The sequence below is a fragment of the Methylocystis rosea genome, assembly GCF_003855495.1.
GTDB lineage: Bacteria > Pseudomonadota > Alphaproteobacteria > Rhizobiales > Beijerinckiaceae > Methylocystis > Methylocystis rosea_A.
Window position 1 is genome coordinate 2,604,089 of sequence record NZ_CP034086.1, and the last position, 16,669, is coordinate 2,620,757.

The 16,669-nt window shown below is 63.4% G+C and carries 27 protein-coding genes; all 27 read right to left on the reverse strand.

Translation table 11 applies throughout. The features are described from left to right. Positions 1 to 190: 190 nt before the first annotated feature. The 27 genes from EHO51_RS12550 to rpsL all read right to left on the reverse strand — a co-directional run bounded on the left by EHO51_RS12550 (position 191) and on the right by rpsL (position 16,398). The gene (locus tag EHO51_RS12550; RefSeq protein ID WP_124739179.1) at positions 191 to 778 is read right to left on the reverse strand and encodes an adenylate kinase; all 588 of its coding nucleotides are present in this window, start codon (positions 776 to 778) and stop codon (positions 191 to 193) included. Continuing rightward, on the reverse strand, positions 775 to 2,115 hold the full coding sequence (gene secY / locus EHO51_RS12555) for a preprotein translocase subunit SecY (protein ID WP_124739180.1): 1,341 nt from the start codon (positions 2,113 to 2,115) through the stop codon (positions 775 to 777). The genes EHO51_RS12550 and secY overlap by 4 nt, the downstream gene beginning before the upstream one ends. A gap of 154 nt (positions 2,116 to 2,269) precedes the next feature. Then, positions 2,270 to 2,746 (reverse strand): 50S ribosomal protein L15, encoded by a 477-nt coding sequence (gene rplO / locus EHO51_RS12560; RefSeq protein ID WP_124739181.1) that lies wholly within the window; start codon positions 2,744 to 2,746, stop codon positions 2,270 to 2,272. Between the two features lie 10 nt (positions 2,747 to 2,756). Beyond that, a complete protein-coding gene (gene rpmD, locus EHO51_RS12565) occupies positions 2,757 to 2,966 on the reverse strand; it encodes a 50S ribosomal protein L30 (protein ID WP_014890745.1) in 210 nt (69 codons plus the stop codon). An 11-nt stretch (positions 2,967 to 2,977) separates the two neighbouring features. Further along, the gene (gene rpsE / locus EHO51_RS12570; protein WP_014890746.1) at positions 2,978 to 3,550 is read right to left on the reverse strand and encodes a 30S ribosomal protein S5; all 573 of its coding nucleotides are present in this window, start codon (positions 3,548 to 3,550) and stop codon (positions 2,978 to 2,980) included. 138 nt (positions 3,551 to 3,688) lie between these two features. Next, positions 3,689 to 4,051, reverse strand: a complete 363-nt coding sequence (rplR, locus tag EHO51_RS12575) for a 50S ribosomal protein L18 (RefSeq protein ID WP_018406008.1) — start codon at positions 4,049 to 4,051, stop codon at positions 3,689 to 3,691. Positions 4,052 to 4,060: 9 nt separating this feature from the next. Continuing rightward, positions 4,061 to 4,594, reverse strand: coding sequence for a 50S ribosomal protein L6 (gene rplF / locus EHO51_RS12580; RefSeq protein ID WP_029651569.1), 534 nt, complete (start codon positions 4,592 to 4,594; stop codon positions 4,061 to 4,063). 32 nt (positions 4,595 to 4,626) lie between these two features. After that, positions 4,627 to 5,025 carry a 30S ribosomal protein S8 gene (gene rpsH, locus EHO51_RS12585; protein ID WP_014890749.1) on the reverse strand — a complete coding sequence of 133 codons (399 nt, stop codon included), beginning with the start codon at positions 5,023 to 5,025 and terminating at the stop codon, positions 4,627 to 4,629. 10 nt (positions 5,026 to 5,035) lie between these two features. Continuing rightward, the gene (rpsN, locus tag EHO51_RS12590) at positions 5,036 to 5,341 is read right to left on the reverse strand and encodes a 30S ribosomal protein S14 (RefSeq protein WP_014890750.1); all 306 of its coding nucleotides are present in this window, start codon (positions 5,339 to 5,341) and stop codon (positions 5,036 to 5,038) included. 47 nt (positions 5,342 to 5,388) lie between these two features. After that, positions 5,389 to 6,111: a 50S ribosomal protein L5 gene (gene rplE, locus EHO51_RS12595; RefSeq protein WP_124739182.1), complete on the reverse strand. Its 723-nt coding sequence runs from the start codon at positions 6,109 to 6,111 to the stop codon at positions 5,389 to 5,391. After that, on the reverse strand, positions 6,104 to 6,421 hold the full coding sequence (rplX, locus tag EHO51_RS12600; protein WP_018406011.1) for a 50S ribosomal protein L24: 318 nt from the start codon (positions 6,419 to 6,421) through the stop codon (positions 6,104 to 6,106). The genes rplE and rplX overlap by 8 nt, the downstream gene beginning before the upstream one ends. Then, complete coding sequence (gene rplN / locus EHO51_RS12605) at positions 6,421 to 6,789, reverse strand: 50S ribosomal protein L14 (RefSeq protein WP_018266630.1); 369 nt, start codon at positions 6,787 to 6,789, stop codon at positions 6,421 to 6,423. Before rplN ends, rplX begins: the two co-directional genes overlap by 1 nt. Positions 6,790 to 6,861: 72 nt before the next feature. After that, on the reverse strand, positions 6,862 to 7,104 hold the full coding sequence (gene rpsQ / locus EHO51_RS12610) for a 30S ribosomal protein S17 (RefSeq protein ID WP_018406012.1): 243 nt from the start codon (positions 7,102 to 7,104) through the stop codon (positions 6,862 to 6,864). A gap of 6 nt (positions 7,105 to 7,110) precedes the next feature. Next, positions 7,111 to 7,323: a 50S ribosomal protein L29 gene (gene rpmC / locus EHO51_RS12615; RefSeq protein ID WP_018406013.1), complete on the reverse strand. Its 213-nt coding sequence runs from the start codon at positions 7,321 to 7,323 to the stop codon at positions 7,111 to 7,113. Between the two features lie 10 nt (positions 7,324 to 7,333). Continuing rightward, a complete protein-coding gene (rplP, locus tag EHO51_RS12620; protein ID WP_029651571.1) occupies positions 7,334 to 7,747 on the reverse strand; it encodes a 50S ribosomal protein L16 in 414 nt (137 codons plus the stop codon). 24 nt (positions 7,748 to 7,771) lie between these two features. Further along, positions 7,772 to 8,521, reverse strand: coding sequence for a 30S ribosomal protein S3 (rpsC, locus tag EHO51_RS12625; RefSeq protein WP_018406015.1), 750 nt, complete (start codon positions 8,519 to 8,521; stop codon positions 7,772 to 7,774). Positions 8,522 to 8,534: 13 nt separating this feature from the next. Continuing rightward, a complete protein-coding gene (gene rplV, locus EHO51_RS12630; protein WP_018406016.1) occupies positions 8,535 to 8,921 on the reverse strand; it encodes a 50S ribosomal protein L22 in 387 nt (128 codons plus the stop codon). 22 nt (positions 8,922 to 8,943) lie between these two features. After that, entirely contained in the window at positions 8,944 to 9,222 is a 279-nt protein-coding gene (gene rpsS, locus EHO51_RS12635) for a 30S ribosomal protein S19 (RefSeq protein WP_018406017.1), read from the reverse strand. Between the two features lie 3 nt (positions 9,223 to 9,225). Further along, positions 9,226 to 10,065 carry a 50S ribosomal protein L2 gene (rplB, locus tag EHO51_RS12640; RefSeq protein ID WP_123176885.1) on the reverse strand — a complete coding sequence of 280 codons (840 nt, stop codon included), beginning with the start codon at positions 10,063 to 10,065 and terminating at the stop codon, positions 9,226 to 9,228. Positions 10,066 to 10,086: 21 nt separating this feature from the next. Further along, complete coding sequence (locus EHO51_RS12645) at positions 10,087 to 10,383, reverse strand: 50S ribosomal protein L23 (RefSeq protein ID WP_124739183.1); 297 nt, start codon at positions 10,381 to 10,383, stop codon at positions 10,087 to 10,089. Beyond that, positions 10,380 to 11,000, reverse strand: coding sequence for a 50S ribosomal protein L4 (rplD, locus tag EHO51_RS12650; RefSeq protein WP_018406020.1), 621 nt, complete (start codon positions 10,998 to 11,000; stop codon positions 10,380 to 10,382). Before rplD ends, EHO51_RS12645 begins: the two co-directional genes overlap by 4 nt. A gap of 3 nt (positions 11,001 to 11,003) precedes the next feature. Next, the gene (gene rplC, locus EHO51_RS12655; RefSeq protein WP_029651573.1) at positions 11,004 to 11,741 is read right to left on the reverse strand and encodes a 50S ribosomal protein L3; all 738 of its coding nucleotides are present in this window, start codon (positions 11,739 to 11,741) and stop codon (positions 11,004 to 11,006) included. Positions 11,742 to 11,799: 58 nt separating this feature from the next. After that, positions 11,800 to 12,108, reverse strand: a complete 309-nt coding sequence (rpsJ, locus tag EHO51_RS12660; RefSeq protein ID WP_014890764.1) for a 30S ribosomal protein S10 — start codon at positions 12,106 to 12,108, stop codon at positions 11,800 to 11,802. Between the two features lie 112 nt (positions 12,109 to 12,220). Further along, positions 12,221 to 13,411 carry an elongation factor Tu gene (gene tuf / locus EHO51_RS12665; protein WP_018406022.1) on the reverse strand — a complete coding sequence of 397 codons (1,191 nt, stop codon included), beginning with the start codon at positions 13,409 to 13,411 and terminating at the stop codon, positions 12,221 to 12,223. A gap of 46 nt (positions 13,412 to 13,457) precedes the next feature. Beyond that, the gene (gene fusA / locus EHO51_RS12670) at positions 13,458 to 15,533 is read right to left on the reverse strand and encodes an elongation factor G (protein WP_124739184.1); all 2,076 of its coding nucleotides are present in this window, start codon (positions 15,531 to 15,533) and stop codon (positions 13,458 to 13,460) included. Between the two features lie 11 nt (positions 15,534 to 15,544). Beyond that, a complete protein-coding gene (rpsG, locus tag EHO51_RS12675; protein WP_018406024.1) occupies positions 15,545 to 16,015 on the reverse strand; it encodes a 30S ribosomal protein S7 in 471 nt (156 codons plus the stop codon). Positions 16,016 to 16,026: 11 nt separating this feature from the next. After that, positions 16,027 to 16,398 (reverse strand): 30S ribosomal protein S12, encoded by a 372-nt coding sequence (gene rpsL, locus EHO51_RS12680; protein ID WP_014890767.1) that lies wholly within the window; start codon positions 16,396 to 16,398, stop codon positions 16,027 to 16,029. Between the last annotated feature and the right edge of the window lie 271 nt (positions 16,399 to 16,669).

Sequence of the window (16,669 nt, forward strand, 5' to 3'; positions counted from 1 at the left end):
AAGGAGCCTTAAGCTCCGGGATGACGCCCGCGTCCGGTGGAGCCCGGCCCATGCGCGCGGTTGTGAACCGTTTTCATACGAAAACAGGCCCCGCCCCCCAATCCGGGAGCCGGAGCCGACTGTCCAACAACGTGAAGACTGCCTATTTAGGGGCCAACGGGTTGATGGTCAAGCGATTCCGCGAAAAAATCTAGCCGGCGCCCGACAGGGCGCGATCGATCTCCGCCGTGACATCCTCGATCGGCGCCATCCCGTCGATTTTGGTCAGTTCGCTACGCTTGGCGTAGTGCGCCGACACCGGGGCCGTCTGGGCCCGATAGGCTTCGAGCCGCGTCTTGAAGCTTTCCGGATTGTCGTCTGCGCGCACCGCGCCGCCCGCGGCGCGGGTTTCATCCACCCGTTTGCGCATCCGGTCGACGAGCGCGCCTTCGTCGACGGCGAGCTCGAGCACGGCGTCGAGCGATAGACCCCTGCGCACGAGAAGCTCCTGCAGCGCCTCGGCCTGCGCCACAGTGCGCGGGAAGCCGTCGAGAATGAACCCGCTGGCGCAGTCAGACGCGCCGAGCCGTTCGTCGATCAGGCCGATCACGACCTCGTCCGGCACCAGCGCGCCAGCGTCCATGATCTCCTTGGCCCTCAGGCCAATCGGTGTTTTCGCCGCGACCGCGGCGCGCAGCATGTCTCCTGTCGACAGCTGCGGCACGCCGTGCTTTTCGACCAACCGCGCCGCCTGCGTTCCCTTGCCGGCCCCGGGCGGACCGAGCAGCACCAGCCTCATCGGGCGCGTTTCCCGCCGCGAAGCTTTGTCTTGCGAATCAGCCCCTCATATTGCTGCGCCTGCATATGACCGTGGATCTGCGCCACAGTATCCATGGTGACGCTGACGACGATCAGCAGCGACGTGCCGCCGAAATAGAACGGCAGATTGGCGTAGGCGATGAGCCCTTCCGGAATGATGCAGATGACCGCCAGATAGGCCGCGCCGAGCACCGTAATCCGCATCAGCACTTCGTCGATGAATTTCGCCGTGCGTTCGCCGGGGCGAATGCCCGGCACGAAACCGCCGTGCTTCTTGAGATTGTCCGCCGTCTCGACCGGATTGAAGACGATCGCGGTGTAGAAGAAGGCGAAGAACACGATCAATCCGACATAGGCGAGCATATAGAGCGGCCGCCCGTGGCCGAAATAGGCGGAGATCGTCGCGAAGATGCTTTCGCTGCCGGTCGATTGGTAGAAATTCGCCACGGTCGTCGGCAAGAGCAGCAGCGACGATGCGAAGATCGGCGGGATGACGCCGGACGTGTTCAGCTTCAGCGGCAGGAAGGACGTCTGTCCCTCATAGACCCGGTTGCCGTGCTGACGCTTGGGATAGGTGATCAGCAGACGCCGCTGCGCGCGCTCCATGAATACGATGAAGGCGACGACGGCGAAGGACATGATGATGACGCCGATGATCAGCGCCGTCGAAATTGCGCCCTGCCGGCCGAGCTCCAAGGTCGACACGATCGCCGACGGAAACGCTGCGACGATGCCTGCGAAGATAATGAGCGAAGATCCGTTGCCGATTCCGCGCGAGGTGATCTGCTCGCCAAGCCACATCAGGAACATCGTGCCGCCGACCAGCGTCACGACCGTGGTGATGCGGAAGAACATGCCCGGATCGGTGACGACGCCCTGCTGGCCCTCGAGCCCGATCGCCATGGCGTAGGCCTGGAACGTCGCGAGCGCGACGGTGAGGTAGCGGGTATATTGGTTGAGGACCTTGCGGCCCTGCTCGCCCTCTTTCTTCAACGTCTCGAGCGTCGGAATCACCGACGTCAGCAGCTGAATGATAATCGACGCCGAGATATACGGCATGATGTTGAGCGCGAAGATCGCGCGGCGCTGCACGGCGCCGCCCGCGAACATGTTGAAGAGCTCCAGCATGCCCTTCGACTGGCCGAAAAAGCTTTTCGCGAAAGCCTCGGGGTCGATGCCCGGCAGCGGCACGTAAGTGCCGAGGCGATAGACGATCAGCGCGCCCAGCGTGAACAGGATGCGCTTTTTCAATTCCTCGGATTTGCCGAAGGCGGAGAGATTGACGTTGGCCGCGAGCTGCTCGGCTGCCGATGCCATGAAGGAACTCCCCTTTCGCGCCGCTGTCGACGCGACGCCATTTTGTTGGGCTCAGCGCTCGGAGCTAGCAGCGCGCGAGGCTCGCCCGCTCCGTTCGGAGCGTTTGGTATAAAACAGCGCAGCCGCTCATGCGAGAGCGGCGCGCCTTTTTGAGTTACTGCGCTGGCGTCTCGCCGGCGAGAAGTTTCACGGTGCCGCCGGCGCCCTCGATGGCCGCGACCGCCGACTTGGAGGCCGCCGAGACCTCGAAGGCGAGCTTCGTCTTCAACTCGCCCTGGCCGAGGATCTTGACGCCGTCGCGCGGCCTGGTGACGACGCCGGCCGCAAGCAGCGCCTCGATCGTCACCGGCGCGGCGGCGTCGAGCTTGCCGGCGTCGAGCGCCTGTTGAATGCGCCCGAGATTGACTTCGTTGTAGTGGGTCGAGAACGGATTGTAGAATCCGCGCTTCGGCAGACGCCGATGCAACGGCATCTGACCGCCCTCGAAGCCTTTGATCGCCACGCCGGTGCGCGCCTTCTGGCCCTTGACGCCGCGCCCGCCGGTCTTGCCCTTGCCGGAGCCGATGCCGCGGCCGACGCGCATGCGGTTCTTGCTCGCGCCTGGATTGTCGGTGATTTCATTAAGTTTCATGGCCGCGTCCTCACTTCCCGTCGACGGTTTTGGCGTCGACGATTTTCACGAGATGCGCCACCTTAGCGATCATCCCGCGCACGGCCGGCGTGTCTTCCAGCGCGCGGCGGCGGCCGATGCGCGTCAGGCCGAGGCCAAGAAGCGTACGGCGCTGCCGTTCGGGACGGCCGATCGGGCTGCCGATCTGTTCGACGACGATCTGCTGCGTGCTCTTCGTCATGGGTCGTCTCCTTACGCGTCGACGGCGTCGGCGTCGACGCCTTGACGGCGCGACTGCAGCACCGAAACTTTAAGCGAGCGGCGCGCCGCGACGGAGCGCGGCGAGTCTTCGCGGCCGAGCGCATCGAAGGTCGCGCGGATCATGTTGTAGGGATTCGACGACCCCTGGCTCTTCGCCACGACGTCGTGCATGCCCAGCGTTTCGAAAATCGCGCGCATTGGGCCGCCGGCGATGATTCCGGTGCCGGCCGGCGCAGCGCGCAGAATGACGCGGCCCGCGCCATGGCGGCCATGAACGTCATGATGCAGCGTGCGGCCTTCGCGCAGCGGCACGCGGATCAACGCGCGCTTGGCCGCTTCCGTGGCCTTGCGGATCGCCTCAGGCACTTCGCGCGCCTTGCCGTGTCCATAGCCCACGCGGCCCTTCTGATCGCCGACGACGACGAGCGCGGCGAAGCCGAAACGCCGGCCGCCCTTCACCACCTTCGCGACGCGATTGATGTGGACCAGACGATCCACAAATTCGCCGTCGCGATCGTCACGATCCCGATCGCGGCCGCGACCGCCTTCTCCTTCACGCGCCATTGTCTCTTCCGTCACTTACGCGGCGTGATGCGCCGCTCGCTTCCTTCACTGCCGACCCATCGGATCGACGCCCGGCGCATGAGCGCCGGCACGCATTCCGCGCGAGAAGCGCACGCCCTCAACGGCGCGCGCCCCCAGTTAGAACTCCAGACCGCCCTCGCGGGCGCCGTCGGCCAGCGCCTTGACGCGCCCGTGATACATGTAAGCGCCACGATCGAAAACGACCTCTTTGACGCCCTTGGCGACGGCGCGCTCCGCGAGGAGCTTGCCGACGACCTTCGCCGCCTCGACGTCCGCGCCGGTCTTCAGACCCTCGCGGTTCGCCTTCTCGAGCGAAGAGGCGGCGGCGACCGTCGCGCCCTTCTCGTCGTCGATGATCTGCGCGTAGATCTGCTTGGACGAGCGAAACACCGAAAGGCGCAACCGCCCCTTGGCGCGTTCACGGATCGCCCGGCGCACCCGCGCCTTTCGACGCTGTTCGACTTTGACATCCCTGGCCATGGCGGGTCCTTACTTCTTCTTGCCTTCCTTGCGGAAGATGAATTCATTGGCGTATTTGACGCCCTTGCCCTTGTAGGGCTCGGGCGGGCGCAAGGCGCGGATCTCGGCGGCGACTTGACCGACCTGGCGCCGATCCATGCCGCTGATGCTGATTTCCGTCGGCTTCGGCGTCACGATCGCGATGCCGGCCGGAATCGGATAGTTCACGTCATGCGAATAGCCGAGCGCGAGTTGCAGCGTTTTTCCCTGCACCGCCGCGCGATAGCCGACGCCGGTGATTTCAAGCTTCTTTTCAAAGCCCGTGGTCACGCCGACGACGATATTGTTGATCTGGGCGCGCGCCGTGCCCCACAGCGCGCGGGCGCGCTTGGTTTCATTGCGCGGGTCGACCGAGATGGCGTTGTCCTGCTGGACGACGGAGACGTCGTCGGGCGCCAGGAACTCCAGCTGGCCCTTCGCGCCCTTCACCTGCACGAGCTGACCGTCCACCTTGGCGGTGACGCCGGCGGGAATGACGACAGGCTTCTTGCCGATACGAGACATGGTTGCAAATCCTGTTTGATGAGGCGCAAGGTCTAGAAGACCTTGCACAGCACCTCGCCACCGACATTATTCTCGCGCGCCGCGTGATCGGCCATGACGCCCTTCGGAGTCGACACGATGGTGACGCCGAGGCCATTCGCCACGCGCGGCACTGCGTCAACCGCCGCATAGACTCGGCGGCCCGGACGCGACACGCGCTCGATCTGCTTGATGACCGGCTCGCCGTCGAAATACTTCAGTTCGATCTCGAACTCGGTCCGGCCATTGCCGAAGTCGGTGCTGCTATAGCCGCGGATATAGCCCTCTTCCTTCAGCACGTCGAGCACATGCGCGCGCAGCTTCGAGCCCGGAGAGGACACCTTGTCCTTGCGGCGCATCTGCGCGTTGCGGATGCGGGTGAGAAGATCGCCCAATGGATCGTTGATCGCCATCTGCGTCTCCTTACCAGCTTGACTTCACGAGGCCGGGCACCAGGCCGCGGGACCCCAATTCGCGTAGCGCAATGCGCGACATTTTCAGCTTGCGATAAAAGCCGCGCGGACGGCCCGACACTTCGCAGCGGTTACGCACGCGAACGGGCGCGGAATTGCGCGGGAGCTCAGCAAGCTTGAGACGCGCCTCGAACTGCTCTTCGACGCTCAGCGTCTTGTCATTCGCGACCGCCTTCAGCCGCGCGCGCCGCCCGGCGTAGGACTTCACGAGCCTTCGCTTCCGCTTGTTGTTCTCAATCGCGCTTTTCTTCGCCATTACCAGTTTCGCCTTTCAGTATCCGCGTTTGAGGAGCTGTTACGCCCTCACTGCCGGAACGGGAAATTGAACGCCTTCAGCAAGGCGCGCGCCTCTTCGTCGGTCTTGGCCGTCGTGCAGACGATCACGTCCATGCCCAGGATCGACTCGGCCTTGTCGTAGTCGATTTCGGGGAACACGATGTGCTCCTTGATGCCGAGCGCATAGTTCCCGCGACCGTCGAAGGACTTCGGATTCAATCCGCGGAAGTCGCGCACGCGCGGCAGCGCCACGGTGATCAGGCGATCCAGAAACTCATACATCCGCGTCTTGCGCAGCGTCACCTTCGCGCCGATCGGCATGTTCTCGCGCAGCTTGAAGGTCGAGATCGCCTTGCGCGCGCGGGTCACGACCGGGCGCTGGCCGGCGATGAGACCAAGGTCGGCCGCCGCTGACGTCGCCTTCTTGCTGTCGTTGACAGATTCGCCGACGCCCATGTTGAGCACGATCTTCTCGATCGTCGGCACTTCGAGCGCGTTCTTATAGCCGAACTGCTTCTGCAACGCTTCGCGCACGACCTCTTCGTAATGCTTGCGCATGCGCGGCACATACGAGCCGTCGGCGCCAAACGCCGCCGCGTCGTCGCCGGATGTCGCCGGCTTTTCCTTAGCCGCAGGCTTTTCGCCGGATTTGGCGGCGGCCTTCTTGGGCTCCTTCGCCTCCGCGCCTTCGGCGGCGGGCTTTTGAGCCTTGGCGGGCTTTTCGGCCTTGGGCTTCTTTTCCTCAGCCATCGATCAATTCTCCGGAACGCTTGGCGACGCGGACCTTGCGGCCGTCGTCGAGAATCTTGAATCCAACCCGCGTCGCCTTGCCGTCCTTGGGATCGGCGACCGCCAGATTCGACAAATTGATCGGCGCGGCCTTGTTGATGATGCCGGCTTCGCGATCCTTGGTCTGACGCTGATGGCGCTTGACGATGTTGACGCCGTCGACGACGGCGCGGCCCTCGTCGGGAATCACGCGCAGCACCTCGCCGCTGCGGCCCTTGTCGCGGCCGGCGAGAACGACGACTTTGTCGCCCTTCTTGATCTTGGCGGCCATTACAAAACCTCCGGGGCGAGCGAGATGATCTTCATGTGGTTCTTGGCGCGCAGCTCGCGCGGCACCGGTCCGAATATGCGGGTGCCGATCGGCTCTTTCTGATTGTTGATCAGCACCGCGGCGTTCGAATCGAAACGGATCACGGAGCCGTCGGCGCGCTTGATGTCTTTCGCGGTGCGAACGACGACGGCCTTCAGCACATCGCCCTTCTTGACGCGGCCGCGCGGAATCGCCTCCTTGATCGACACGACAATAATGTCGCCGACGCCGGCGTATTTGCGCTTGGAGCCGCCCAGCACCTTGATGCACATCACGCGGCGCGCGCCGGAGTTGTCGGCGACGTCGAGATTGGTTTGCATCTGAATCATGGCTTACCCGCCTTTCGTTCCGGTCTGGTTTCGGTTTCGCGCCGACTTCGTCCGGACAATTCGTTCTAACGACTACGCCTCGGCCGTCACTTCGACGACCCGCCAGCGCTTCAATTTCGAGATCGGCGCGGTCTCTTCGATCGTCACCGAGTCGCCCACCTTGAACGCGCCGTTCTCGTCATGGGCGTGATAGTTCTTCGTGCGGCGCACCGTCTTCTGGAACAGCGGGTGGGTGAAGCGACGTTCGACCTTCACCACCACGGTCTTGTTCTGTTTGTCGCTGACGACGACGCCCTGGAGAATTCGCTTCGGCATGGCGCTTTAACCCTGCTTTTCGGCGCGCTTATGCGCGGCGATGGTTTTCGTGCGGGCAATGTCGCGACGAACGACGCGCACGCGTGAGGTGTTCTCGAGCTGGCCGGTCGCCCGCTGGAAGCGCAGATTGAACTGCTCTTTCTTGAGCTTCAGCACTTCGTCATTGAGCTGATCTTCGGTCATCGCCTTGATGTCGGAGAGGCGCTGTTTGGATTTCATCACGTTCCCCTTATTCGGCGATGCGTTCGATGAAGCGCGTCTTAATCGGCAGCTTCGCGGCGGCAAGCGTCAAGGCCTCCCGCGCGATAGGCGCCGGCACGCCGTCGATCTCGAACATGATGCGGCCGGGCGCAACGCGCACGGCCCAGAATTCCGGCGCGCCCTTGCCCTTGCCCATACGCACTTCGGTCGGCTTCTTGGAGACCGGCACGTCGGGGAAGATGCGAATCCAGACTCGGCCGGCGCGCTTCATATGACGCGTCAGGGCGCGGCGCGCGGCTTCGATCTGGCGCGCGGTGATGCGATCCGGCTCCAGCGCCTTAAGGCCGAACTGACCGAAGTTCAGCGAAAAGCCCGCCTTGGAGGCGCCACGGATGCGGCCCTTGAAGGCCTTGCGGAACTTGGTGCGTTTGGGTTGCAGCATGATTGCGCTCTTTAATCTTGTTCGTTACGCCGCGTCGCGCGGTTCGCGGTGCTCGCGACGGCGGCGTTCGCCGCCGCGGTCGCGATCGCCATGATCGCCGCCGGACGCCTGTTCAGCCGCCTTCTTATCCTGCGCCATCGGATCATGCTCAAGGATTTCGCCCTTGAAGATCCAAACCTTGATGCCGCAAGCGCCATAGGCGGTATGCGCGGTGGCGGTGCCGTAATCGACGTCGGCGCGCAGCGTGTGCAGTGGCACGCGCCCTTCGCGATACCATTCGAGACGGGCGATCTCGGCGCCGCCAAGACGGCCCGAGCAATTGATGCGAATGCCCTGCGCGCCCAGCCGGATGGCTGATTGCACGGCGCGCTTCATCGCGCGGCGGAAGGCGACGCGACGCTCGAGTTGCTGCGCGATCGACTCGGCGACGAGCGCGGCCTCGGTTTCGGGCTTGCGCACTTCGACGATGTTGATGACGACTTCGCTGCCGGTGAGCTTGCCCACGAGCTTGCGAATCTTGTCGATGTCCGCGCCCTTCTTGCCGATGACGACGCCGGGACGCGCCGAATAGATCGTGACGCGGCACTTCTTGTGCGGGCGCTCGATGACGATCTTCGACACCGCCGCCTGCTTCAGCGTTTTCGACACGGTTTCGCGGATCGCCATGTCCTCATGCAGGAGCTTGGCGTATTCGCCCTTATTGGCGAACCAGCGCGAATCCCAGGTGCGGTTGACGCCCAGTCGCAGCCCGATCGGATTAACCTTCTGACCCATGGTTTTAAATCCTTTAGGCGTTGGCCTGCGCTTCGACTTCGCGCACGATGATCGTCAGATTGGCGAATGGCTTCTCGACGCGGCTCGCACGGCCGCGGGCGCGGGCGTGGAAACGCTTCATCACCAGCGCCTTGCCGACAAAGGCCTGGGCGACGACGAGATCGTCGACGTCGAGACCGTGATTGTTCTCGGCGTTGGCGATGGCGCTTTCCAGCGCCTTCTTCACCTCATGCGCGATCCGCTTTCTGGAGAACTCCAGATCGGCGAGCGCGCGATCCACCTTCTTGCCGCGGATCAACTGCGCGAGCAGATTGAGCTTCTGCGGCGAGACGCGCAGCATGCGCGCGACGGCCTTCGCTTCATTGTCCGCAAGCCGGCGCGGATTGGCTTCCTTCGACATCGTGAGCCTCTCTTAGCCTCTCTTAGCCCCTCTTGGCCTTCTTGTCGGCCGCATGGCCGTGGAAGGTGCGGGTCGGAGCGAATTCGCCGAATTTGTGCCCGATCATGTCTTCCGACACTGCCACGGGAATATGTTTCTGGCCGTTGTGCACGCCGAAGGTCAGTCCCACGAATTGCGGGATGATCGTGGAGCGGCGGCTCCAGATCTTGATCACCTCGGAGCGGCCTGAACCGCGCGAGGTCTCGGCCTTCTTAAGAAGATAGCCGTCGACGAACGGGCCCTTCCAAATCGAGCGCGCCATGGGTTAGCCCTTCTTCTTGCGATTGTGTCGCGAGGACACAATGAAACGGTCGGTGGATTTATTGGTGCGGGTCTTCTTGCCCTTGGTCGGCTTGCCCCAGGGCGTGACCGGATGACGACCGCCAGAGGTGCGGCCTTCGCCGCCGCCATGCGGATGGTCGATCGGATTCATCGTGACGCCGCGATTGTGCGGGCGGCGGCCGAGCCAGCGTGAGCGGCCGGCCTTGCCGATCGAAGTGTTCATATGATCGGGATTGGACACGGCGCCGAGCGTCGCAAAGCACTGGCCATGCACCAGGCGCTGCTCGCCGGAATTCAGCCTGATGATCACATAGCCCTGGTCGCGGCCGACGATCTGCGCATAGGTGCCGGCCGATCGCGCAATGGCGCCGCCCTTGCCGATCTTCATCTCGACATTGTGCACGATGGCGCCGACAGGGATGTTGGCGATCGGCATGGCGTTGCCGGGCTTCACGTCGACCTGATTGCCGGCGATCACTTCGTCGCCGACGGAGAGCCGCTGCGGCGCGAGAATATAGGCAAGCTCATTGTCCGTGTAGCGAATGAGCGCGATGAACGCCGTGCGGTTCGGATCATATTCGAGCCGCTCGACCTTGCCGGCGACATCGAGCTTGCGCCGCTTGAAGTCGACGACGCGATAGGCCTGCTTATGGCCGCCGCCGCGAAAACGCACGGTGATCCGCCCGGCGTTGTTGCGCCCGCCCTTTGAGCTCTTGCCTTCGGTCAGCGTCTTGACCGGCTTGCCCTTATAGAGCTCGCTGCGGTCGACAATGACGAGCTGGCGAAGGCTCGGCGTGACCGGCTTGAATGTCTTCAGCGCCATCGTTCTATCCTCACGCCTTCCTTACAGTCCGGTCGTCACGTCGATCTTGTGGCCCTCGGCGAGGGTCACGACCGCTTTCTTGACGTCGCTCTGCTGGCCGCGCTTGCCGCGGAAGGTCTTGACCTTGCCCTTGCGCACCAGCGTATTGACCGCTTCGACCTTGACGTCGAAGAGACCTTCGACCGCCGCCTTGATCTGCGGCTTCGTGGCGGTCTTCGAGACCTTGAAGACCACCTTATTGCTCTCCGAGGCGAGCGTCGCCTTCTCGGTGATGACCGGGGCGACGATCACGTCATAATGGCGAACGTCCTTGCTCATTTCAGTCGCGCCTCCAGCGCGTCCACCGCGGCGCGGGTCAACACCAGCTTCTCGCGGCGGAGGATGTCGTAAACATTGACGCCTTCGACGGGCAGAATGTCGATCTTCGGGATATTGCGTGCGGCGAGCACGAAATTGTTCTGCGGCGCGCCGCCAACGATGATGATCGCGTTCTCGAGGCCGGTCTTGGCGAAACTCGATACGAGCAGCTTCGTCTTGGGCTCGGCGAGCTCCGCCGTCTCCCAGACGATGATGCCGCCATCCTTGGCTTTCGCCGACAGAGCATGTTTCAGCGCGAGCTGGCGCACCTTCTTGGTCAGATCATGCGCATGGCTGCGCACCACCGGGCCGAAGGCGCGTCCGCCGCCGCGGAACTGCGGCGCGCGCGCCGAGCCGTGACGGGCGCCGCCGGTGCCCTTCTGCTTGTGCAGCTTCTTGCCCGAGCGCGCGATCTCGGCGCGGTTCTTCACCGCATGGGTGCCGGCGCGCCGCTTGGCGAGCTGCCAGCGGATCATACGGAAGATCAGGTCCTTGCGCGGCTCAAGGCCGAAGACCTCATCGGAAAGCTCGATCGAACCGGCCGCCTGGCCGTCGAACGACGTGACGTCGATCTTCACGGCTCAGTCCTCCTTCTGCGCTTCTTGCGGAGCGGCGTCTAAATTCGCGGCTTCACCCTGTCCGTTGCCGAGGCGGAATTTGCCCGGCTGCGGCGCATCCTTCGGCAGCGCGCGCTTCACCGCGTCGCGCACGAAAATCCAACCGCCGGCCGTTCCCGGCACCGCGCCCTCGACCAGCAGCAGTCCCCGCGCGGGGTCAGTCTGCACCACCCGCAGATTTTGCGTGGTGACGCGGTCGACGCCCATATGGCCGGCCATTTTCTTGTTCTTGAAGGTCTTGCCCGGGTCCTGACGGCCGCCGGTCGAACCGTGCGAACGGTGCGAAACGGAGACGCCGTGGGTCGCGCGCAGACCCCCGAAGCCCCAGCGCTTCATCGGGCCGGCAAAGCCCTTGCCGGTGGAGGTTCCCGTCACGTCGACGAACTGGCCGACGACGAAATGATCCGCCGTGATCTCGGCGCCGATCGGCAGCAACTCTTCCTCTTTCACCCGAAACTCAGCGAGCTTCATCTTCGGCTCCACCGAGGCCGCGGCGAACCGCGTGCGTTCGGCTTTCGAGACATTCTTGACCTTGGCGCGGCCGATGCCGAGTTGAACGGCGGTGTAGCCGTTCTTCTCTTGAGTCCGCTGCGCGACGACCTGGCAGCCGTCGAGCTTCAGGACCGTGACCGGCACATGCTCGCCCGCCTCCGTGAAGATGCGGGTCATTCCGACCTTTTGCGCGATGACGCCCGACCGCATGATCCAATCCTTCGCAAAGCGCGCTCGCATCCTTTAGCGAGCGCCGCCTGAATTCCGTTTAGAGCTTGATCTCGACATCCACGCCGGCGGCGAGATCAAGCTTCATGAGCGCGTCCACCGTTTGCGGGGTGGGATCGACGATATCGAGAACGCGTTTATGCGTTCTGATCTCGAACTGTTCGCGCGACTTCTTGTCGATATGCGGCGAACGGTTCACCGTGAATTTTTCGATGCGCGTCGGAAGCGGAATCGGACCGCGGACCTGAGCGCCCGTGCGCTTGGCCGTCGAGACGATTTCCTTCGTCGACGTGTCGAGAATCCGGTGATCGAACGCCTTAAGGCGAATCCGGATATTTTGACCGTTCATTTTTCCGTCCTTTAGGACCGCGAGCGATTCTGCTCGCCTTCATGCGCCGCGCGCCGTTGCGCGCGACTTCTTTCACAAGAGCGAGCGCTTGGCCCGCGGCCCGGGATTCGCTTTACTCGATGATGCTGGCGACGACGCCAGCTCCAACCGTTCGGCCGCCTTCGCGGATGGCGAAGCGCAGCTTCTCCTCCATGGCGATCGGCACGATCAGCGCGACTTCCATCGTCACATTGTCGCCCGGCATCACCATCTCCACGCCCTCGGGCAAGGTGACGATGCCGGTCACGTCCGTCGTGCGGAAGTAGAACTGCGGACGATAGTTGGTGAAGAACGGCGTATGACGGCCGCCCTCTTCCTTGGTGAGGATATACGCCTCAGCCTTGAACTTCGTATGCGGCTTCACCGAACCCGGCTTGCACAGCACCTGGCCGCGCTCGACGTCCTCGCGCTTCGTGCCGCGCAGCAGGCAGCCGACATTGTCGCCCGCCTCGCCCTGGTCGAGCAGCTTGCGGAACATCTCGACGCCCGTCACCGTCGACTTCGTCGTCGGACGGATGCCGACGATCTCGACTTCCTCGCCCACCTTGATCACGCCGCGCTCGATGCGCCCCGTCACCACCGTGCCGCGGCCCGAAATCGAGAACACGTCCTCGACCGGCATCAGGAACGGCTGATCCTTCGGACGCTCCGGCTGCGGGATGTAGGCGTCGACCGTCTCCATCAGCTTCAGGATCGCGTCATGGCCGATCTCGGGGTTCTTGCCCTCGAGCGCGCACAGCGCCGAACCCTTGGTGATCGGAATGTCGTCGCCAGGGAATTCATATTTGCTGAGCAGCTCGCGCACTTCGAGCTCGACGAGCTCCAGAAGCTCCGGATCGTCGACCATGTCGACCTTGTTGAGGAATACGACGAGCGCCGGCACGCCGACCTGGCGGGCCAAGAGGATATGCTCGCGGGTCTGCGGCATCGGGCCGTCGGCGGCCGAGACCACCAGGATCGCGCCGTCCATCTGCGCCGCGCCGGTGATCATGTTCTTCACATAGTCGGCGTGGCCGGGGCAATCGACATGGGCGTAATGGCGGTTCTTCGTCTCATATTCGACATGCGCCGTCGAAATCGTGATGCCGCGCGCCTTCTCTTCCGGCGCCTTGTCGATCTGATCATAGGCCGTAAAGGTCGCGCCGCCCGTCTCCGCCAGAACCTTGGTGATCGCCGCCGTCAAAGACGTCTTGCCATGGTCGACGTGCCCAATCGTCCCAATGTTGCAGTGCGGCTTCGTGCGTGAAAACTTTTCCTTGGCCATCGCCGTGCTCCTTTGAAGAGTACCTGTCGCCCCGTCGCGTTCGAGATCAGGCGTATTTCGCCTGGACCTTCTTCGACTCCGCTTCGGGGACTTGTTCGTAGTGATCGAATTGCATCGTGTAGCTTGCGCGTCCTTGCGTGAAGGAGCGCAGCTGATTGACGTAGCCGAACATGTTGGCGAGCGGCACCATGGCGTTGATCACCACGGCGTTGGCGCGCATGTCCTGACCTTGAATCTGTCCGCGACGGGAATTCAGATCGCCGATGACAGAACCGGTATATTCCTCCGGCGTCACCACCTCGACCTTCATGATCGGCTCGAGCAGCACCGAGCCGCCCTTCTGCAGCGCTTCGCGCGTCGCGGCGCGCGAGGCGATCTCGAAGGCCAGCACCGACGAGTCGACGTCATGGAAGGCGCCGTCGATGAGCGTCGCTTTCAGATCGACGACCGGGAAGCCGGCGAGAATGCCGGACGTCGTCACCGACGCAATACCCTTGTCGACGCCGGGGATATATTCCTTCGGCACCGCGCCGCCGACGATCTTGCTCTCGAACTCATTGCCCTTGCCGGCTTCATTGGGTTCGAAAATGATCTTCACGCGCGCGAACTGGCCGGTGCCGCCGGTCTGTTTCTTATGCGTATAGTCGATTTCAAGCTTGCGGCCGAGACGCTCGCGATAGGCGACCTGCGGCGCGCCGATATTGGCGTCGACCTTATAGGTGCGCTTCAAGATGTCGACCTTGATGTCGAGATGCAGTTCGCCCATGCCCTTAAGGATGGTCTGGCCGCTCTCCTGATCGGTCGAGACGCGGAAGGAGGGATCCTCGGCGGCGAGCTTCTGCAGCGCGATGCCGAGCTTCTCCTGATCGGCCTTCGACTTCGGCTCGATGGCGATCTCGATGACGGGGTCGGGGAACTCCATGCGCTCCAGAATGACGGGCTTCTGCATGTCGCAGAGCGTGTCGCCGGTGCGCGTGTCCTTGAGGCCCGCGAGCGCGACGATGTCGCCCGCAAAAGCTTCCTTGATGTCTTCGCGATTATTGGCGTGCATCAGCAGCATGCGGCCGATGCGCTCTTTCTTCTCTTTCGTCGAATTGAGCACTGTCGTGCCGGAGTCGATCTTGCCCGAATAGACGCGGGCGAAGGTGATCGTGCCGACGAAGGGATCGTCCATGATCTTGAACGCGAGCATAGAGAAGGGCTCGGAATCGAGCGGCTTGCGATCCAGCTCCTCGCCCGTGTCCACGTCGACGCCCTTGATCGCCTCGCGATCGACCGGCGACGGCAGATAATGCACGACCGCGTCGAGAAGCGGCTGCACGCCCTTGTTCTTGAAGGCCGAGCCGCAGAACACCGGGATGAAGGCGATCTTGCGCACGGCGGCGCGGATGAGCCTGTGCAGCGTCTCCTCGTCCGGCTCCTGGCCGTCGAGATAGGCCGCCATGGCCTCGTCGTCCATTTCGACCGCGGCTTCGATCAGCGCCAAACGATATTCCTTGGCCTTGTCGAGCAGGTCGGCCGGAATCTCTTCGTCGTGATATTTCGCGCCGAGGCCTTCGTCTTCCCAGACCACGGCCTTCATGCGCACGAGATCGATAATGCCCTTGAAATTCGACTCGGAGCCGATCGGCAATTGCACGCAGATCGGGCGACCGCCGACGCGGGTCTTGATTTCCTCGACGCAGCGGTCGAAGTCGGCGCCGATCTTGTCCATTTTGTTGACGAAGACGATGCGCGGCACATTGTATTTGTCGGCCTGACGCCAGACCGTCTCGGTCTGCGGCTCGACGCCCTGGTTGCCGTCGAGCACGCATACGGCGCCGTCGAGCACGCGCAGGCTGCGCTCGACTTCAATGGTGAAGTCGACGTGGCCGGGCGTGTCGATGATGTTGAGGCGCTTGCCGTTCCAGAACGTCGTCGTTGCGGCGGACGTGATGGTGATGCCGCGCTCCTGCTCCTGCTCCATCCAGTCCATCGTCGCGGCGCCTTCATGCACCTCGCCGATTTTATGGCTCTTGCCGGAGTAATAGAGGATGCGCTCCGTCGTCGTCGTCTTGCCCGCATCGATGTGGGCCATGATGCCGAAGTTACGGTAGTCCTCGATCGGATGAGAGCGGGCCATGACGGTTGTCCTTACCAGCGGTAGTGCGAGAAGGCGCGGTTGGCCTCCGCCATGCGATGCGTGTCTTCGCGCTTCTTCACCGCGGCGCCGCGGTTGTTGGACGCGTCGAGCAGTTCGGCCGACAGACGGTCGACCATGGTCTTGTCGTTGCGGGCGCGGGCCGCGGTGATGATCCAGCGGATGGCGAGCGCCTGACGACGCTCGTTGCGCACTTCGACCGGCACCTGATAGGTGGCGCCGCCGACGCGGCGGGACCGAACCTCGATCGCCGGCGCGACATTCTCGAGCGCCTGCTTGAAGACGGCGAGCGGATCGCTCTTGGCCTTCGACTCGACCTGGTCGAGCGCGCCATAGACGATCTGCTCGGCGACCGACTTCTTGCCGTCGTACATGATCGAGTTCATGAATTTCGTGAGAACGATGTCGCCAAATTTGGCGTCCTCGATCACTTCACGCTTTTCGGCCCGGTGGCGACGAGACATCGAACGGCTCCTTACTTCGGACGCTTCGCGCCGTATTTCGAACGGCGCTGCTTGCGGTCCTTGACGCCCTGGGTGTCCAGCACGCCGCGCAGAATGTGATAGCGGACGCCGGGAAGATCCTTCACGCGGCCGCCGCGGATCATCACGACCGAGTGCTCCTGAAGATTATGGCCCTCGCCCGGGATGTAGCCGATGACCTCGAATCCGTTGGTCAGGCGCACCTTGGCGACCTTACGAAGCGCGGAGTTCGGCTTCTTCGGCGTCGTCGTATAGACGCGAGTGCACACGCCGCGCTTCTGCGGGCAGGACTGCAGATGGCGCGCCTTCTCGCGATAGGTCGGCGCTTGGCGCGGCTTGCGGATCAACTGGCTGATCGTCGGCATTCAATAGGGTCCTTCGCGTGATTGCGAATGGCGGATGTCAAGGGATCCCGCCGCGCATGGCCCTTAAAGGCACGCGCAAACGAGCGAAGCGCCGATGGCCGTAAGGGCCAAGGCGCTTCTAACGCAGAGGATCCCGTCGCCGGGATCGTGCCTTCCTGTCAGTCGCTTTCGCGACGTGCTGATTACCAATTACATTTGGCGGTCACAGGCAAGGCGACAGCGTTTAAGTTCGAAGGATCGAGAGCGAGGCGCTCGCCGACGGCATGAACTT

Coding starts and splice junctions, on each gene's coding strand:
- rplP (WP_029651571.1), bottom strand. CDS start 7,747: ATGCTGCAACCCAAACGCACCAAGTTCCGCAAGGCCTTCAAGGGCCGC.
- tuf (WP_018406022.1), bottom strand. CDS start 13,411: ATGGCCAAGGAAAAGTTTTCACGCACGAAGCCGCACTGCAACATTGGG.
- rpsG (WP_018406024.1), bottom strand. CDS start 16,015: ATGTCTCGTCGCCACCGGGCCGAAAAGCGTGAAGTGATCGAGGACGCC.
- rpsQ (WP_018406012.1), bottom strand. CDS start 7,104: ATGCCGAAGCGAATTCTCCAGGGCGTCGTCGTCAGCGACAAACAGAAC.
- rpmD (WP_014890745.1), bottom strand. CDS start 2,966: ATGACGAAGAGCACGCAGCAGATCGTCGTCGAACAGATCGGCAGCCCG.
- rplN (WP_018266630.1), bottom strand. CDS start 6,789: ATGATTCAGATGCAAACCAATCTCGACGTCGCCGACAACTCCGGCGCG.
- secY (WP_124739180.1), bottom strand. CDS start 2,115: ATGGCATCGGCAGCCGAGCAGCTCGCGGCCAACGTCAATCTCTCCGCC.
- rplB (WP_123176885.1), bottom strand. CDS start 10,065: ATGGCGCTGAAGACATTCAAGCCGGTCACGCCGAGCCTTCGCCAGCTC.
- rpmC (WP_018406013.1), bottom strand. CDS start 7,323: ATGAAATCCAAACAGCGCCTCTCCGACATCAAGGCGATGACCGAAGAT.
- rplX (WP_018406011.1), bottom strand. CDS start 6,421: ATGGCCGCCAAGATCAAGAAGGGCGACAAAGTCGTCGTTCTCGCCGGC.
- EHO51_RS12645 (WP_124739183.1), bottom strand. CDS start 10,383: ATGAGCAAGGACGTTCGCCATTATGACGTGATCGTCGCCCCGGTCATC.
- EHO51_RS12550 (WP_124739179.1), bottom strand. CDS start 778: ATGAGGCTGGTGCTGCTCGGTCCGCCCGGGGCCGGCAAGGGAACGCAG.
- fusA (WP_124739184.1), bottom strand. CDS start 15,533: ATGGCCCGCTCTCATCCGATCGAGGACTACCGTAACTTCGGCATCATG.
- rpsH (WP_014890749.1), bottom strand. CDS start 5,025: ATGGCGATCAACGATCCATTGGGCGATCTTCTCACCCGCATCCGCAAC.
- rplC (WP_029651573.1), bottom strand. CDS start 11,741: ATGCGGTCGGGCGTCATCGCGCAAAAGGTCGGAATGACCCGCATCTTC.
- rpsC (WP_018406015.1), bottom strand. CDS start 8,521: ATGGGTCAGAAGGTTAATCCGATCGGGCTGCGACTGGGCGTCAACCGC.
- rpsN (WP_014890750.1), bottom strand. CDS start 5,341: ATGGCGAAGAAAAGCGCGATTGAGAACAACAAGCGGAAGCGAAGGCTC.
- rplV (WP_018406016.1), bottom strand. CDS start 8,921: ATGTCGAAGGAAGCCAATCCGCGCCGGCTTGCGGACAATGAAGCGAAG.
- rplO (WP_124739181.1), bottom strand. CDS start 2,746: ATGAAACTTAATGAAATCACCGACAATCCAGGCGCGAGCAAGAACCGC.
- rplE (WP_124739182.1), bottom strand. CDS start 6,111: ATGGCTGAGGAAAAGAAGCCCAAGGCCGAAAAGCCCGCCAAGGCTCAA.
- rpsJ (WP_014890764.1), bottom strand. CDS start 12,108: ATGAACGGTCAAAATATCCGGATTCGCCTTAAGGCGTTCGATCACCGG.
- rplF (WP_029651569.1), bottom strand. CDS start 4,594: ATGTCTCGTATCGGCAAGAAGCCTGTCGTCATTCCCGCCGGCGTCACC.
- rpsL (WP_014890767.1), bottom strand. CDS start 16,398: ATGCCGACGATCAGCCAGTTGATCCGCAAGCCGCGCCAAGCGCCGACC.
- rpsS (WP_018406017.1), bottom strand. CDS start 9,222: ATGGCGCGCTCGATTTGGAAGGGCCCGTTCGTCGACGGCTATCTTCTT.
- rpsE (WP_014890746.1), bottom strand. CDS start 3,550: ATGGCGCGTGAAGGAGAAGGCGGTCGCGGCCGCGATCGGGATCGTGAC.
- rplR (WP_018406008.1), bottom strand. CDS start 4,051: ATGGCCAGGGATGTCAAAGTCGAACAGCGTCGAAAGGCGCGGGTGCGC.